Consider the following 18,254-nt stretch of genomic DNA (forward strand, 5'->3'; position numbering starts at 1 on the left):
CTATTTTATTTTTTATCCAGATAACGATACATTTCTGTACCCGCCAATAAGAATGCGCCTACACCAAATGGAGCGGTAGAATTGGCATCAACTACCTGTCCGGGGATAGCTTTCTCACCGATAGGTTGTACATATCCGATTCTTCCGTCATCTTGTAGCGAAACTTCACTCAAGTAATGCCAGCCTTTAAGCGCTGCCTGGGAAAACTTCGGATCAATGAGTATATTTTCGTTGATTCCCCAAAGTAAACCATAAGTAAAGAATGCGGTCCCGCTAGTTTCCCTTCCGGGTGCATGATCCGGATCCAACATGCTCCGTGTCCAGAACCCTTCGTCCTGCTGGCAGCTTATGATCGCAACCGCCATTTCTTTGAATCTTTGATGATAATAATCGTAATGTTTATCCTGCTTGGGCAGATCTTGAAGAACTTTCGCCAAGGCTGCGAACACCCAGCCATCACCTCGCGCCCAAAAATCCTTTTTGCCATGAAGGCTTTTGTGTTTCGGATAAACATATTTTGCATCACGATAGTATAATTTATCCGTCTTATCGAACATAATACTATCCGCGTAAGATAAATAGGTATACATCCTATCTAGATAAAGAGAATCTTGGGTCAATTTGTACATTTTGGTCATGACAGGCATGACCATATAAAGGCCATCAGCCCACCACCAATAATCAGTATGGGGTGAATGGATCTGATAGTCCATAACTTCTTTGGCACGGGCTATCTTTTCTGGACTTGGCGATAGATTATAAAGATCAATATAGGTCTGGAAACAAATCTGCCAATCACCAAAAAGAACATAATCATCCGTTTCACCATAGCTATACTTCCAATTTTGTCTGTCAGTTGATTTAGCGCCCTTCCAGCCGTTGAACCTTGCCCAATCTTCAGAATATTTCAGGTCGCTTTTTGACCCGGAGATCTTATAGAATTCCATATTTCCAGTATGGTAGGCCGCCTGATCCCAAAATGCCCAAACCTCTGGCTTGTGATTCGATTGCCAATACCGGTTTGCACTTTTAAGCTGAGAAAGGACAACTTCTTTTTTCGGTATCTGACCAAAAGAGAAATGTCCGATAAACAATAGGCATAAAATAAAATTGATACGCATGTCTTAAGATTTATAATTTTTGATTCCCAAACCGGGATAAACAAAACTACTTCAAATCGATGTAGAAGATGTTTGAATAAAGACTAATCATGACCCAAAATGGGATCAATTTAGGTCTAAAAGGCCCATTTATCGTGTTTAAGAACCCTATTTTAAATAAGCGTACAATATACACTTATTTAAAAAAACATTTGTATCTTTAATCGATATAAACCTAAAAATATTCAGTTGGTCTCTTTTTTTTCGCGATACGATACGGATATTATTGAAGCACAATTACACCGCAGCAGGGTCACCTCCTGAGATGGAGCACAGAACCTGTTACTGGGATAAGAAATTTACCTAAACTGGATTGGACAGGTGGAATTAAAAATTATTAAGATGAATGCAAGTATTAAGCAGATTATTACATTTTTATATCTATCTCTATCCCTAGTAACTTTTGTCTTTAGCCAACAAATGGGACTCAACCCTGTGACAAAAAATTATGAGCTTCCATCTCTAACGATCAATCAGACTATTCAGGATCAAGAAGGCTATATCTGGTTTGCATCCACACAGGGATTAAGCCGCTATGATGCCTATAATATCCTGAATTTTAAACTAAAGGATGCTACCGGAAAAGTGACCTCCCAGCAAGCGATCAGGACGCTTATAGAACTAGAAAATAAACTGATTTTGGGCGGTGAGAAAGGTGTCTACGTATTAGATAAACGTAACTATAAAGTATTCCCCCTCAACGATCCACGTGTAACAACCGTCCGCGTCAATGCATTGATGGTTGACCATTCAAAACGGCTTTGGATCGGCACAGATAATGGTATTTTTATTTACAACAGTGATTTACAACCTCTGACAGAAGCCCAAAGTTCATCTATCCTGAACAGTACCATGCGAGGCAAAACGATTAATACAATATTTCAAGATAGACAAGCGCAGATTTGGATCGGTGTCTGGGGGGCCGGCTTATTCAAACTCAGTCCTGAGAACAAAACACTACACGCTTACCCTAGACTGGGCCAGCGCAACAGTCCCTTCAAACTTATGGAAGATGATCACGGACAATTGTGGATATGTACTTGGGGTGATGGAATATATTTGTTCAATCCAAAAGAACCAAACAATCCATATACGGAAATTGAGATCAAAAACAAACGCCGTCATGTAGGTAAAGAAGATCTTTTTTACAATATCATTCAGGATCAGAGCCGTCATTATATTTGGATTCTCTCTTTCTCAGGCATATCAACACTTCAGTACAAAAATGGTCAATTGCAAGAAATCGACCTTTCTAACCACTTCAATAATACGACGAATATCTTCAACGATATTTATCAAGATAAAAACGGCACCTTATGGCTAGCCGTCGGAGGGAAAGGAGTATCCATGTTTACTTTTGATAAACCAATTGTTAAAAACTATAGTTTCAAAAAAATCAAAACATTGTACAGTATCGCTCCAAACCTAAATATGCTTTATCGAGATCCTAATGGCATCTTATGGTTTAATCTCGAAAGGTTTGGATTTGGTAGTCTCTCCACAAAAACAAATCAGTTAAATACATATAGTAATTCCAATTTTAGGGACTTGATTTCTATACGTGCGGTTACTTGCGCCACAGATTTTAGACAAGAACTTTGGGTAGGTTCAGCGTATGAACCGTCAATTAATGTCTTTCAAAAGACAAACAATAATATCAAATTCTTACGGAAGATAGATTTAACCCAACATACCGACCATCGGGGAATACCCTCTTTTTTCTTTACAGATAAAGAAAAAAGACTTTGGATCGCAACAACACAGGGTCTGCTCCTGAAAAAGTCGGAATCGGAAAACATCACAATTATTCCCCAAATAAAGGATCAACCAGTAGCTATTGCACAGGGCAATCAAAACCATATTTGGATTGCAACCAAAGAAAATGGAATCTATTGTATCGATACCCATAATTTCCAGTCCATACTCGCTCATATTGGTAAAGAGACTCCGGGCTTAAAAAGTGACCAGATTGAAACAATGGACGTTGATCATAATGGCAATTTATGGATTGGCACGAAAGATAATAGACTGTTGAACTATCAGCTCGCTAACCAAAAAGTATCAGAAATCGCAAATAATACATTATTTGAGAAAAACCAGCTTCTCGATGTTATCTGTCTTGATCGTTATACTTGGTTATCTACTACGCGTAATTTATACAAGATTAGCAACTCCAACAAAAACATCAGTGAATTTTCTGCTTCCGACAGCCTTCAGGTTAACATGTTTTCAAAGCGGGCCTTTGCCGTGGATAAAACCTCCAATACCATTTATTTTGGTGGTTACAACGGCATAGTACAGCTCAATGACCATAGCATTTTACCTAATTTCAAAGAAAAAGTTCTTATTTCGGACATAAAAATTAATAATAAGTCCATTATCCTAGAATCAAAACAGGGAATATTCAGTGATGTCCCCCCTAAATTGACGCTGAATCCCCAAGATCAAAATATTGAAATATCCTTCTCAACCCTGCCTTTTACGCAGGAAGGAAAAATCCGTTATGCTTATAAATTAGAAGGTGTTGACAAAGAATGGATCTACGCCCCTCGAGATCGTATCTTTGCGACATATAACAATTTAAGCAAAGGGAGTTATAGATTTTTAGTCAAATCGACGGACTCGTACAATAAGTGGAGTACAACTTTTACTCAAATTGAAATAATAAAGAAACCTTCATTCTACGAAAGCAATTTAGCTTACTTTTTATACGCATGTATTTTCGGTGGGATTGTCTTCTTTTTTATAAATTATTCTTTTAAGCGTTTAAAATTGAGCGGTGATCTAAAAATTGCCCAAATTGAAAAAGAAAAGACTAAGGAGCTAACGCAGTCCAAACTCAGTTATTTTACCAATATTTCACACGATTTGCTCACGCCGCTAACTATTATATCCTGTTTAGTGGATGATGTTCAGATGACTACGAAAAATAATTTGGAGCAATTTAATAAAATGCGCCTTAATCTAAGCCGTCTAAAACGGTTGCTCCAACAAATCTTGGATTTCAGAAGAATGGAAAACAACGGCATGAAGCTACAAATCAGTGCATCCAATTTCCCCTCTTTTGTTACTCAATTGGGAGCCATGCATTTTAGTCCAATTGCCAAAAAGAAAAACATCGATTTTGAAATTCAACATGGAGAATGTCCCGAAATCCTCTTCTATGACATCGACAAAATCGACAAAATTCTTTTCAATCTCCTATCAAATGCATTTAAATATACCGAGCAAGGTGGAAAGGTTACACTTTCTTATCATGTAGAAGAAGGAATAAATTCCAATAGGCTCTTCATTTATGTCCGTGATAATGGCGTAGGAATATACCCCGAAGACGTCGATAAAATTTTTACCGCCTTCTATACCAATAATTCTACAAACAATCTTGAAAGTAATGGTATTGGACTTTCGGTAACGAAACAACTGATAGAGGCTCATTATGGTGTAATCCATGTGGAGAGTCAAAGAAGTATCGGAAGTATGTTTCAGATCACCATTCCAGTAGATAAACAATACTACTGTAAGAAAGGAATAGACGTGATGGAACAACCTTTTGCCGAAGAAATTAAAGCGACCATTATTGAGTCTAATACCGTCGATGAGCCTCTATCAAAAAATATATTACAGCCCAGACTTAACCTACTTTTAGTGGAAGATAATGAAGAGCTTCGTGCAACCATGGCTAGAATTTTAGCCCACAATTATCAGGTCCATATCGCAAACAACGGTCTTCAGGGATTGGAAGTGCTCGAAAATACAGAAATTGATATTATTGTAAGTGATATTATGATGCCCGAACTCGATGGTCTCAATTTTTGTAGAACCATAAAATCAAACGCAGAGCTCAACCATATTCCCATTTTGCTCTTAACGGCCAAAAATAGCATTGAAGATCGTATTGAATGCTATCAAGCAGGGGCCGATGGTTATATTAGCAAGCCCTTTGAGATTAAAGTCCTAGAAGCCAAAATCCAAAGCTTCATCATCAACAAACGCTGCCGTCAACTCGTTTTCCAAAATAATACACAGATTAATATAGCAACACTTGATCACACGCCATTGGATGAAAAGTTTGTGCACAAGATGATTCAGGTTATCCAGCAACATCTTTCGGACGATCAATTTGATGTAGTCAAACTTGGAGATATACTAGGCTTGTCCAAGTCAACACTGTATCGAAAGACAAAAGTTTTATTGAATGTATCTCCCAGCGAATTTATTAAAAACATACGCCTAAAACATGCTTGTCAAATTATGGAAAAAGATCGGTCCATCTCAGTGAGTGAAGTGGCTTTTGAGACTGGTTTTTCAGATCCACGTTATTTCGCTACCTGCTTTAAAGCAGCGTTTGGTGTAACTCCAAGTGAGTTTCAAAAAAATAAAGAGGCAAACACCTTTATTACCTTATAGTTTTGAATAGGAAATAAAACAAAAAAATAACCCGATTTTCATTGTATTTTTATCGTAAATTGTAGATGACTTCCCTAAACAAAGATCAAGATGGCACTTAGAAACCGAATTATTCTCATCAGTTTAATCCTTTTCAAATTCATCATTCAATACCAGTTGATCAGTCCGACCTATGAATTGCAGCGCGATGAATTTTTACATTTAGATCAAGCGAACCATCTTGCCTGGGGATTCCTTTCTGTTCCGCCACTAACATCTTGGATCTCGTATCTGATCAAATTATTGGGTAATTCTGTTTTTTGGATCAAGTTTTTTCCGGCACTTTTTGGAGCCCTCACGATTCTTGTTGTCTGGAAAACAATAGAAGCTCTAAAAGGTAATCTTTTTGCCCGAGTGTTGGGGTGCTGTTGCATCATGTTTTCTGTCTTATTTCGTTTGAATGGTCTATATCAGCCCAATTCCTTTGATGTCCTCTGCTGGACTTCCCTATATTATCTTATTATCGAATATTTAATCAGCAGACAATCTAAATGGCTATTCTACATCGCCATTGTATTTGCATTTGGATTTTTGAATAAATATAACATTGCATTTCTGGTTTTAGGCCTGATTCCGGCAGTCGTCTTGGTTCCGGAACGAAAAATCTTTGCCGAAAAAAAACTATATTATGGAATACTTATCGCCATACTGATTATCCTTCCAAATTTAATATGGCAGTACCGCAATAACTTCCCTGTATTTGTTCATTTCAAAGAACTTCAAGATACGCAGCTTGTACATGTCAATAGGTGGAGCTTTATGAGATCTCAGTTTCTATTTTTCTTCGGGACCTTTCCTGTAGTCATTTTAGGTCTGTATGCACTCCTGAAATACCCTGCATTTAAAACATACCGCCTATTCTTCTATTCTTTCTTTATCACCCTTGGAATTTTCCTACTACTGAGAGCAAAAGACTACTATGCAATAGGTCTCTACCCGATATATTTTGCTTTTGGCGCAGTCTATATTTCATCACTTTTGGACAATAAAACCGGTCAAATTTTAAAACCTATTTTGATCGCTTTAACGGCTATCCTATTTCTTCCGATCTACAATATTGCATTCCCCAATAGAAATCCCGCCTATTTTGTGAACCATCCTGATAAATATAGGAAATATGGAATGTTAACATGGGAAGATGGCAAAGAGCATCCACTTCCACAGGATTTTGCAGATATGCTGGGATGGAAAGAACTTGCCCAAAAAGTCGATAGTGTGTATGACCAAATGCCCAAATCGGAAAATACCCTTGTACTTTGCGACAATTATGGTCAGGCCGGCGCGATCAACTATTATTCTAAACGTGGAATAAGGGCTGTTTCATTCAACGCAGACTACATCAATTGGTTTGATTTGGATAAAGCATACAGCAATGTGATTCGAATTAAAGACCGCTGGGAACGAGAAAGAGAACTTGCAGTAACAAGCCCCTTCTTCCGCAAATCAATGCTGGCCGACTCCATCACAAATCATTATGCAAGAGAATATGGTACAGTCATCTTCACCTTTATTCATGCAAAAATCAATATCAATGAGCGTATCTCCAAAGAGATTTTATCCGAAAAAAAGGCGAAGAAACTTCCTTTGTAAATAATTCTTTTATTACGCAATTCAGCCTACCAAAGTCTATTTTTTTAAAATAAAAAATTAGTATATTTAGTTTAATAGCCAAAAGCTTCCAGCGTAAATGATACTTGTCGCATATCTTCTGGTATCATCACTATGCCATGGAACTTAACACCAAATTAACAGGATGATTATGCGCTTTTTGAATTTCTTGAAAGGACAAAGCAATTTGAGACAGATTGACGTTAGTGAGGACGACGATTTTGTAGATTTACAACTGACAGTCACCAAATATTGGAAAGATGATGACGAACATCATATTGTCCAAGCTAAAGGGCTTTGGGGTAGAGAGACGGTCGGATTGGCAATCGCCTTTCGTCCCGACATGAAATTGGGTATTGTCAATACTGAGGTCGATAAACAAAGATTTTATCGCGAAGGAATTAACTTCTATTCGATTGGAAAGTTAAGTGACAATTTTACTAAAGCCTTAAATAGTCTCTTTAAAATCGAAGGTGCATCCTCTAAAATGCATGATACTATTGGTTCGACGGCATTTATTGTCAGTGGACAACCCGAATATTTTGATGAGGAATATATTAAAGCTAAAGTTTTCTTTGACGATGCAAATGAAAAACATCATTATGCAGAATGGTATGTCAATATAGATTTAAAACACAATATCCTCGAACTTCGAGAAAAAGACCCCGAGTATAGAAAAAACATCATTAGTATCTTGACAAATGTTTAAATTTGAGGGTGCATTCATCAGCCTTAAAAAAAAATAACACGATCCCTTTAAATTCATTTCCCAATGAGTTTAACCTTGGAATGGCTATAAAAAGGAACGCTGTTAGAAATTTAGAATTAGCCAAGATAAGTCAGGCACATCGTGATGATTTCTATTTGTTTTTCATTCTTGAAGAGGGAAATGGAATATTTGAGATAGATTTTCAACGGTATCAATTGGGTTCATCCTCAGTAATGGTCATACAGCCTTATCAAGTGCATCGGGGAATAGTTATGGATTACAGCGCCTTTAGTGTCTTAATGATCAGTGTAGAAAATCTCAACTCGGACTATATAAATGCACTAAAGGACATTACCACGATTGCTCCCATCGAAATTGATCAGGATACATTGGCCGTCCTATCCCAAACAGTAGACACCTGTCTGATAATCAATGAAAGAAGACACGAAAAACTTTATGCGGCATTAATGAAAGATAGCTGCAATACCATTGCGGCTCTTATTATCTCGCAGTATTTAATACAATCAACTAAAAGTGATGCTCAGTCTAGATTTGAACTTATCAGCAAACAGTTCAGATCTCTTTTAGATAAAGATTTTATCGATATTAAACAACCAAAGATATATGCAGAGAAGATGAAAATATCACCGGCTTATCTCAATGAATGTCTCAAAAAAACAACCGGAAAGCCCGTTACTTACCACATTCAGCAACGTGTCGTACTAGAAGCAAAACGTCTGCTCTATCATTCTACCAAATCTGTAAAAGAAATTGCAGTGGAACTAGGTTACGATGATTATCCTTATTTTTCACGTTTATTTTCAAAGGCAACCGGTATGACAGCGCTTACCTTTCGAAACAAAAACCTTGAATAATCCAATACTTACCACTTTTTATCTCTTTTAAACTACAGCAAATTCATCTTTCTTTGTGTTAGAAATATTGGTCCTGCATATTGTTGATGACCAGTTGATCACCATCTTTAATTGATTACCGAAATCCGAAAGGCGGGACCTTGTAATCCATTAAATATCGATCAGAAAACCACAAGTAAAAGAGAACACAAATGAGATATTTTATCGCTGAGCCCGTAGGGCATATCAAAAACGATTTATTTTTTGAAGTTGCAAATTTTCTTTGGGACAGTGGAAATGAAGTCGCTTTAGGTAAAAATATGATATGCGACTGTGAAAAAATGCAACATGATGACTACGATTATACCATATCGTTTGTCTCTAACAGTGAAACTGTCGAATCACTATTTAACACTCATTATACGATCCTAAGCAAATATTTCGACAAAATTGACAATACCAATCCAATGCTAATATTAGCAGATACTGGTATTTATACTAATGCCCTCCCCTATCCCCATAAGATTTACAATTTTGAAAAATTGGACAGAAAAACCCTAGCTAGCTTCTTTGACTGGTGCAAAAAATTTAATTTGTTTGTTAGAAGAAGATAAACCCAACTAGACCATTAAATATCAGAATATGCTGTAGGGTGTAATAACAGCGTAACATTCTTTGATACATTATTTTGATATTGCGGTAAGTCTTGCATTGGTTTGTATAAAGGTCCAAAATCTTTCCAATGTATATTCCGATCTTCCATACTTTCGAAGGTCGTTAGATACATCAAGTTAGGCATTGTGCTACCGGCAATCACCTGTCCATAAAAAACAGCATTAAAATTCAGTTTTTTGAAAATATCAATCTCTCCATTGTTAAACATCGCTATCTTATTTGCGGACAGTTGCTCCGTTGCGGCCTCATAACTTCGTAATTCATAAATGCGTTTACTTTTTTCAGCGGATAATTTAGGAAGCGCTGATTTGGGCATTCCTTCAAATGCTTTCATCCATATTGTCTCCAATCTCTTGAAAGGAGGCTTACTATAACTTGCCTCCATATAGACCTTACCAGCCAATAGGTATTCTTGATCGTTGGCCAGCCGCTGATCCAAATTAACAAGTAAATTGAGATCAGAAGCACTGATGAACACATAAACCAATCGATCTTGGCCAGCTGCATTTTCTAAGGGTTTAAATACCCCGACATCTTTAAATCCCAATTTATGCAATGCAGGTAGGTAAGCCAGCTCAAGATACTGATCGATGATTTTCTCCTGCTCATCGCTTTCATAATGGTATACTTTCAATTGAAAATACGCTTGCTTCGATTTCCCAAAAGCAAACAGGCAATTTCCTGCCATGATTAATGATAGAAGCAATAGGAGATACCAGTTGGGAATAAAGTTGTATTTTTTCATTATAATTCAGGACAAAATTGGGTATTGATTAAAAAATAAAGATAATACTAATTTTGAAAGTTCAAATTAGAATACTTCACACATTTGCTATCATTTTCAGTTTTCTACATCCAAAATAGGGGTTTATACTTGTTAGAATCGGTATTTTAACCATATTGTCTCGATGGCTTTTTATTTAATTTAGCTCCACCTTTTTTAAAGCTGCAACATGTCAAATAAAACAATACTTATGTTGGACGATGATAAACATGTCCTTGAAATATGTACAATAATCCTCGAAACAAATGGCTATAACATGGCCGTCTCTGAAACTTCACATGATATTATTGAAAAAGTAGAAGAGGTACGTCCTGATTTAATTTTGATGGACAATTGGATACCCAAAATAGGCGGTGTAGAAGCCACACGCCTGCTCAAAAATCATCCCTTATATCGTAATATTCCTGTCATCTATCTATCCGCTAATACCGATATCGAAACGCTAGCCCAGCAAGCTGGAGCAGACAGCTATCTTGCCAAACCTTTTGATCTAGAAGATTTAGAAAATAGAATAGCTGAACTACTGTAGTTCTATTCTTATATTTCAGTACCATCGACGGAGAGCTACCAGTGAAATTTCTGTTTTGATACTTTACTGGCGCATCCGGCCAAATTACAGCGAATATAACCACTTTATTGGCTTTCGAGACTTTCCATAAATGCAATAATGTCTTTCTTCTCCTTTTCGGTCAGATGCAACTTTTCATCTGACAATGTCTGATTGGGTAATTTGATACCCAATCCCGCCCCGCCGCCATTATTGTAAAATTCCATGACTTCATCCAAGCTCTGATAAATCCCATTATGCATATAAGGTGCTGTGTTTTTCACATTTCGGACGGAAGGAATCTTAAAAGCATATTTATATGAATCAACACCAATAATAGCATAATATCCTAAATCAGCATCAAGAACGGAATCTTTTTGAGAACTAGGCACGCCCAAAACCTCCACCTCACTCTGCATAAATTTGGGTGGCGTAACACCATTGAATAAGGGAAGAAAATGACAGGTTGCACACCTTCCCTTACCCATAAATAAATTAAAGCCATCCACCTCAGAAGTAGATAATGCAGTTCGATCTCCACGCATATATACATCAAATCGACTATTGATTTTAGTTAGACTACGGATATAAGAAGCTAGTGCATTGGCTATTTGATCAGCAGAGGCCGGTTTTCTTTCTGTATCAAAAGCCTTATTAAACAACGATTGATAAATTTTATCTGATGAAACATATTGCACAATATTTGTCATTGAGCCATCCATCTCCTGCTTATTTCCAATAACATCTTGTATCTGGTCTTCCAGTGTCAATGACCGCATATCATAGAAATAATTGGATTGTAAAGCCGCGTTCAATAAAGTAGGAGTATTCCGTTTCAATAACCGTCCTGAGGCATGAATATCTTCTTGCAGCATCATTCCATCAGTAAAAGCAAGGTTGGGATTGTGGCAGGAAGCGCAACTTCGGGTATGGGTACCCGACAAAGCCACATCATAAAATAATTTTTCGCCTAATACAATCTTTTCATCTGATAAATGAAATTTCGGCCCGGGAGAAAACGCATCCGCATTAAATGCATCCAGATCGAACATCGTATTTACCCCCTGCTTAAGCATTCTATTATACTTAATTTTAGGCCCAGTTTGATTTCGTTCTAAAGCCGCTATTTCTGTACTGATTTCATTCGCAAATCGTGTAATAAATAATGCTCTGTCAAAAGAATTAAAATCAGTATTCCCGTGAAGATAATTAATCGCCTTGGTCAGTGTTAAAAATAGACTTTCTTTACGTGTACCATAATGAAGAAGTATACTTTGCAAGCTTTCTAGGGCAACCGACGCCTCCATCATGCTATTTTGAAAGAGCGGATTATCAAATCCAGTAATTCCCAAAGATATAATCCGAAATACTTCAAGTTTAGAAGCATCCAGAATGCGCCAATCCTCCAATTGATGATCTTTAAAATAGGAAATCAAATAATCCGTATTTGTGGTTAAATGCTCAATTTCACGAATTAGCTTTTGTCTATTGCTGGCATCGAATGTGGGATAAATCAACTCTTCGATCACCTGCAATCCTACCGGATCCACCCCTCTGGCTAAAGACGGATCCAATAAATCCGCATTTTCCACTTCCTCTACAGGTGGCCCGTTCAACCTTTTGGATAGATCAGCAGTAAAATATTCCGAAGCCCATTCAAATCTTTTAAAAAGCATTCTGGTTTTCAAAAATGCCTTTCGCAACTCCAAAGCATCTATTTCTTCTTTGTGAACCTCAACAGCAAGCGTATCTTTAATATAGGCCTTAAAAGACAGCATCTGATCCAGAACTTCTTTCTGAATCAGATGCTCACGAGCAGAGGCGCCTCTTTCTTTTGTATAAGCTGATTGTCCTGTCGTAAATCCTACGATAAGTACAATCGTCAACATAAGGACTATAACGACAATCTTCTTACACATATCCCGGTTTCCTATCAATCAAAAGATAGCCTACTTGAAAACGAGCGCATTTCTAAAAGGATTTGCTTTTCTATCTCTATCAGCCAGGGGTTCTATTCCCCAACGTTGCTCTATCAATGAAAGTATACTGACGGTCTCATATTGGGTATGGTCGACCACGCCACGCTTGGCAAATGGTCCAATAACAATTGCCGGAATTCGGCTTCCAGGTCCCCAGCGATCTATGATCGGCGGGTTAACATGATCAAAAAAACCTCCAAATTCATCGTACGTTAAAATCACTAAGGCATCTTTTGCATTAGGTCCTTCCAACACAGCGTTGATCAGATTAACGGCAAGTTGCTCTGAGGAATAAACAGCCGAACTTCCGGGATGCTCATCATTGCCCCCTCCTGGTTTAACAAAAGATACACTAGGAAGCGTTCCCTCTTTGGCAGCTTTAACAAAATCATTTTGGTCCTTCATGTGTTTTCGGCCTTCTTTGCCTTCTTCATAATTGGCAAAATATAAAAAAGGCTCATGATTGTATGCAAAGTTATTTTTACGTTCGGCAACAGCATCATCCCATCCTTCTGAATACCAGGCCCAGCTAACATTCTTCTCAGTCAGGCGATCGCCAATTGTAGGCATCGTCTGAGATGGCAATAATTTTGATGTGTCAGATTTGACAGGGTAAGGTTTATTTCGGGAAAGCACATGATTGATGGCATAACCATCAGGAGTAACGACACCATCTTTTATCATCTTACCATTTGCATCGAGCTTAGCTACCATCGAACTGGGCGCATTGGGCCAAACCGGAACCGCAGCTGAAATCATATAAATGTGATTTAAATAGGACCCGCCAAATACACTCTGAAAGAAGTTATCACATAGTGTATAATCTTTGGCAAATGGATAGAGTGGCAATTTCTCCGTATTGTAATATCCCATCGCCAATCCTTTGGAATCATTATATAGGGCAAATTTATCCATTTTCCCACCGTTAATCTGCAATTGGTTATGGTAGAAGCGGTGCGTAACATCCGGCGTTGCCTTGTCGGAAGGAACATATTGATCTATATTAAAAAACTGATTGGGGAGATTGGTTGGAAAAGAGTTATTGCGAGGGATTTCAGGTAGATATTGATAAGCTTTCCCACTCTCATCCACCTGCAAAAAATCACCTTTTTTGACATTTGCTATGCCATTAGCCCCCTTAAATTCGCCATAAAGATTATCAAAACTATGATTTTCCATATAGATAACAACCACATGGTTAATCTTTTTGATACCCTCATCAAAGGAGATCTCTTGGCGCTGGGCTTTTTTGGTAACTGCGCAGCTGCTTATACTCAAAATTCCAAGAGATAAATAAAATAATTGTTGTAACCGCATCCTGTCTTCTTTTTAGTAGATTAGACTGTAAATTCTATAACAAACTTACAATTATTATAGTTTTTCAATCTATAATCAACCGAATTTGCGTCCAACGTATCAGGTTCTTTACAGGTAATTCTACAAATCGTACAGGAAACAGGAAACTAATCTCACTAATTCATAGCAACTTCAGTCTCATTTTTGGTATAGAGTTTACTTCTGTAGGTAATTCCCCACTTGGCAATTTCATCGATGATGGGGCCTAGGGTCTTACCACATGCTGTCAGTTCGTATTCCACCGTTAAAGGTTTAGTGTTCAACACTGTCCTTTTGATCAACTGATTCATTTCTAAATCCTGAAGTTCTTTAGACAGCATTTTTGCACCGATACCGTCTACCTCACGTAAAAGTTCCATAAAACGTAATTTTTCAACAAGCATCAATGTGCCAATAATATGAAATTTCCATTTTCCTGCCAAAATCTCCATGGTATCATTAATGGCCAGTATACGTGTTTTGCAGGCGCCCGAAGATGTTAAAGTTGCTTCTTTTTTCATTTTATTATTCTTTATCGATCTCGCACCGTCTTCATTGATTATCCTAATATCTGTAAAATTGAAAACTGCGATTTTACGATGATGATTTTTATACCTACAAAAATACAGATTTATAAAGTCACAGTCCACTATCTTTTTGGAAAGTAGTTTCTTTAAGGAAACTGATACCAAAAATAAACTATCTATCATCTACCTTTGTATCGGCAACATAATAAGGTGCAAATTGGCACAGTTGATGCTGTCAAAATTTAAGGTGTAAATAACATATAAAAATAAAACGATTAAAAATGAAAAAGCAATTGATCTCGGGTTTAGCCCTTATCCTGTTATTGGCTTCTTGTCAAAATACAAATGGTGACAAAGCAACAACAACAACCGCACAAGAAGTCACTGAACAAAAAGGACAGACTTACACAGTTGAAGCAGATAAAAGCTCATTAAAATGGACTGGTTACCATAAAGGTGGTTTAAACCCTAGATATGGTGTTTTGAAAAGTGAAGGTACACTTTCCGCTGAAAACAATGCTGTTACTGGTGGTACTTTCACTATTGATGTCAACTCCATTCTTACAGATACAGCCTCAGTAGACCCTACAACATCAGGTGGCAAAAAATCTTCAGACCTAGATGCACATTTAAAAAGCGCTGATTTCTTTGACACTGCAAAATACCCAACTGCAAAATTTGAAATCACCAAAGTTGGACCATTCGATGCAACGCAAGGAAAAAGTGTTGTTGCCGACGCGACAAATACTGTTAGTGGAAACTTAACAATCAAAGATAAAACGGTGAATGTAACGTTCCCTGCAAAAATAACTTTCAATGGTGACGAAGTAACATTCTATTCTAAATTTACGATCCAAAGACAAGATTGGGGGCTTACTTATGGTACAGAAGGTAATCCTCAAGACTGGATGATCGCACAAAATGTAGATATTGAACTTAACGTCACTGCAAAAAACGCAAAATAGATTTTCAATAGCGTTCAATCAGCTACAAAATCAAAAATATTAATCAAGTGGGCCCTTGTACCCACTTGATTAATCCATAAGATTTAAATACCCTCCAAATATCTCATTCAGAACCTGAATCAAACGTGAGACCCTACGAATTTAAATTGATTTATTCTTGAGTTTGTTCCAATTTTTTCTTTAGCCGCTGTTTTGCTTTACGCACTGCTTCGACCGATACACAAAGAAGGTCACTCATACTGGCATTACTTAGGTCCAATTTGAGCAATGCCAATATCTTGAGGTCGTTTTCTGTGACTTTTGGGTAAGTTTCCCTCATTTGTGTCAGATAAGCTGGATAAACTTTATTAAAAACCTGTTTGAACTTTTGCCAGCGCTCATCAGTCATAATGTGATACTGCAAAAGTGCATTCAAATTATCTGTAACCTGGGTCATATAGGCGGGGTCAGCTTCGGAGATTTTCACAAGTTCTTCCCTAAGCTGCTGAATAGTAACATCGTTCTGACGGATCGTATCAGTAGATTCATTAAGTGAGTTTCTTAGCATCAACATTTCCTGGTCCAGCAATTGCTTTTCGTAAGCAAGTGCAAGTTGATCTCTCTCTAATAATGTATTGCGCATCTTGATTTTAATTTTTGATTTGTTGACTAATAATACGACTATAGCAAAAATCAAGATTAGAACAATACCGATGAACTGATACATTCGTTTTGTCCGAATGCGCCTTTCCTCGGTAGCTTGGATAGTTCTATTGTATTTTTCAGATTCCCTTTGCCAAAGCATTCGCTGAATCTCCTTATCATTTACTCTCTTTTCCAAAGAATCTTTCAACGTCAGATACAAATGCAATTGCTTTAACTCCTCCCCGCTACGTCCCAATCCCCGCATGATTCCTGACTTGGATTTTGCTAACTCCACTTTATATTTTAAAAAATAAGGTTTGTCTTCCATCAGACTTTCACAAGCTATCACGTATTGCTCGGCCAGTTTCCACTCTTTCAGCTCAATATACCAATTTGCTAAATTGAGGTTTGCACGCATGGCATCTTTACGTTCGTTATATCGCATTGAGAGGTCAATATTTTTCTTCACCAAAGCGATAGCGTGTTCATGATTACCGTTCCGCCAGGCATGATCCGCCAGATTGCCCGAAATGATACTAATCCAAACTGAATCCTTCGCTAATTCAGCCTCTTTCATTGCTCGGTTTAAATATGTAAAAGCTTGGTGATTGAGTGAGTCCTTGTCGAGATATACAGCAATAGAATTGATCAGATCAACACGTTCCCTTGAAGCGGATTTTGAAAACGGTAAAGCTTCTTCTAAATAGACAACAGCATTTGCCTGATCTCCTATATAACTATAGAAGCTCGCCATAAATTGGTAATGCTTCACCACCAAAGGAATTTTTTTGATATTAACTTTAAATTTTAAATCATTCGCCCGTAAAAAGAATGGAAACGCTTCTTTTACCCGTCTATAGATAAAATTATAGTATCCTTCACGCGCACAGCCCAGCATTTCTAATTCAGTGTCTGGATGTACACGAAGCAACTGTTCAGCCAATCGGTAATACCGCTCAGATGCAGCGTTTTTGCGATCATAGGCTATAGATAAACCATCGGCCATACGCATATAATAAGCCCACTTTAGCGCAACACTTCTTTTTTTGTCTGCCATTTCCAAAAGTGGTGCCAAAGCATTTTTCAATTTAAGGGTATCTCCTTCAAATTTAACTGGCAATTGAAGGGCTGCTTCAAGTTGGGCAAGGGGATTCTTAATAGTGGATATCTTCTCAACAGATTGTCCGTACGCGCGACTGATATGGAACGGCAATAGCATTGTAACGAATACAAACAGGCAAAATAAAATGGTTTTCATGCTCAAAAAGGTCAATTTCAGTAATTCACACAGCTATTGGAATCCCTGTCACATTAATTTCACGATCTCTTGAAACCAAATAACCCAACGTTTCCATTAAACTGATTAATACTGATTTGTTGATAGCAAATAGACGCTTCAACTTGTGGTTATAAATATAATATTTATAACTTTAACAGAATTATATGTTTTTATTAAAATTCCATACTCTTCTTGAGAAATCATATCTATAAATCGTTATTGCTCAACTATTTGAAACTTTTCGAAAAACATGAATAAAACACAAGCAGATCCAGTAAAATTAATCGTCCGGAAAGGAGTTTTGCAGGAGATTGAAGAAATATCAGTATTATTTTCTGAAACAATCGACACAATTTGTAGCTATGATTATAACAGCGAACAAATTGCTGCCTGGAAATCGTCTTCCGGTGATCAGCAACGTTGGCACCGCTTAATCGAAAACCAATATTTTATAATAGCTATCCTAAATGGTAAAATTGTGGGTTTTGCTTCCCTAGATCAAGGGAACTATGTCGATGTCATGTATGTCCACCGCGATTTTCAACGACAAGGGATTGCACAAAAGCTTTATAACACATTAGAAAATGAAGCAAAAAGACAAAAAAGTACTTTTATAACAGCTGATGTTAGTAAAACCGCGAAACCTTTTTTTGAGACCAATGGATTTAAAGTGACCACCGAACAAATACAAATACGGAATGAAGTCGAAATTCCAAATTATAATATGCAAAAGCAACTATCATAGTGTTTGCGCCTCCGTGT

At 37.3% G+C, this 18,254-nt stretch carries 14 protein-coding genes; 8 read left to right on the plus strand and 6 right to left on the minus strand.

Annotation, left to right across the window (positions count from 1 at the left end; translation table 11 throughout):
• Positions 1-5: 5 nt before the first annotated feature.
• Positions 6-1,121, minus strand: coding sequence for a glycoside hydrolase family 88 protein (locus tag B3C94_RS00315; RefSeq protein ID WP_293897312.1), 1,116 nt, complete (start codon positions 1,119-1,121; stop codon positions 6-8).
• A 381-nt stretch (positions 1,122-1,502) separates the two neighbouring features.
• On the opposite strand from B3C94_RS00315, the gene B3C94_RS00320 reads away from it, so the two are divergent.
• From B3C94_RS00320 to B3C94_RS00340, 5 genes are all read left to right on the plus strand, one after another.
• Complete coding sequence (locus tag B3C94_RS00320) at positions 1,503-5,567, plus strand: hybrid sensor histidine kinase/response regulator transcription factor (protein WP_293897314.1); 4,065 nt, start codon at positions 1,503-1,505, stop codon at positions 5,565-5,567.
• A gap of 90 nt (positions 5,568-5,657) precedes the next feature.
• The gene (locus tag B3C94_RS00325) at positions 5,658-7,196 is read left to right on the plus strand and encodes a glycosyltransferase family 39 protein (protein ID WP_293897316.1); all 1,539 of its coding nucleotides are present in this window, start codon (positions 5,658-5,660) and stop codon (positions 7,194-7,196) included.
• Positions 7,197-7,365: 169 nt separating this feature from the next.
• Positions 7,366-7,923, plus strand: coding sequence for a hypothetical protein (locus B3C94_RS00330; protein ID WP_293897317.1), 558 nt, complete (start codon positions 7,366-7,368; stop codon positions 7,921-7,923).
• 80 nt (positions 7,924-8,003) lie between these two features.
• Positions 8,004-8,798: an AraC family transcriptional regulator gene (locus B3C94_RS00335; RefSeq protein ID WP_293897319.1), complete on the plus strand. Its 795-nt coding sequence runs from the start codon at positions 8,004-8,006 to the stop codon at positions 8,796-8,798.
• 191 nt (positions 8,799-8,989) lie between these two features.
• Positions 8,990-9,391, plus strand: a complete 402-nt coding sequence (locus B3C94_RS00340) for a hypothetical protein (RefSeq protein WP_293897321.1) — start codon at positions 8,990-8,992, stop codon at positions 9,389-9,391.
• Positions 9,392-9,405: 14 nt separating this feature from the next.
• Here the strand turns inward: B3C94_RS00340 and B3C94_RS00345 are convergent, their stop codons facing one another.
• Entirely contained in the window at positions 9,406-10,197 is a 792-nt protein-coding gene (locus B3C94_RS00345; protein ID WP_293897323.1) for an NIPSNAP family protein, read from the minus strand.
• Between the two features lie 208 nt (positions 10,198-10,405).
• Here B3C94_RS00345 and B3C94_RS00350 point away from each other — a divergent pair, with 208 nt between their 5' ends.
• Positions 10,406-10,765, plus strand: coding sequence for a response regulator (locus B3C94_RS00350; RefSeq protein WP_293897325.1), 360 nt, complete (start codon positions 10,406-10,408; stop codon positions 10,763-10,765).
• A gap of 104 nt (positions 10,766-10,869) precedes the next feature.
• On the opposite strand, the gene B3C94_RS00355 is transcribed toward B3C94_RS00350, so the two are convergent.
• From B3C94_RS00355 to B3C94_RS00365, 3 genes are all read right to left on the minus strand, one after another.
• A complete protein-coding gene (locus B3C94_RS00355; RefSeq protein ID WP_293897326.1) occupies positions 10,870-12,702 on the minus strand; it encodes a cytochrome-c peroxidase in 1,833 nt (610 codons plus the stop codon).
• A gap of 30 nt (positions 12,703-12,732) precedes the next feature.
• Positions 12,733-14,079, minus strand: coding sequence for an alkaline phosphatase family protein (locus tag B3C94_RS00360; protein ID WP_293897327.1), 1,347 nt, complete (start codon positions 14,077-14,079; stop codon positions 12,733-12,735).
• Positions 14,080-14,234: 155 nt separating this feature from the next.
• Complete coding sequence (locus tag B3C94_RS00365; RefSeq protein WP_293897329.1) at positions 14,235-14,618, minus strand: winged helix-turn-helix transcriptional regulator; 384 nt, start codon at positions 14,616-14,618, stop codon at positions 14,235-14,237.
• A 287-nt stretch (positions 14,619-14,905) separates the two neighbouring features.
• Between B3C94_RS00365 and B3C94_RS00370 the strand changes: the two genes are divergently transcribed.
• Positions 14,906-15,589 (plus strand): YceI family protein, encoded by a 684-nt coding sequence (locus B3C94_RS00370; protein ID WP_293897331.1) that lies wholly within the window; start codon positions 14,906-14,908, stop codon positions 15,587-15,589.
• Between the two features lie 151 nt (positions 15,590-15,740).
• Here B3C94_RS00370 and B3C94_RS00375 read toward each other — a convergent pair whose 3' ends face one another.
• Positions 15,741-17,471, minus strand: coding sequence for a helix-turn-helix transcriptional regulator (locus B3C94_RS00375; RefSeq protein ID WP_293897333.1), 1,731 nt, complete (start codon positions 17,469-17,471; stop codon positions 15,741-15,743).
• Positions 17,472-17,742: 271 nt separating this feature from the next.
• On the opposite strand from B3C94_RS00375, the gene B3C94_RS00380 reads away from it, so the two are divergent.
• Positions 17,743-18,237, plus strand: coding sequence for a GNAT family N-acetyltransferase (locus tag B3C94_RS00380; protein WP_293897335.1), 495 nt, complete (start codon positions 17,743-17,745; stop codon positions 18,235-18,237).
• Positions 18,238-18,254: the final 17 nt, after the last annotated feature.

The organism is Sphingobacterium sp. UBA5670, from assembly GCF_002420705.1.
Taxonomy (GTDB): Bacteria; Bacteroidota; Bacteroidia; order Sphingobacteriales; family Sphingobacteriaceae; genus Sphingobacterium.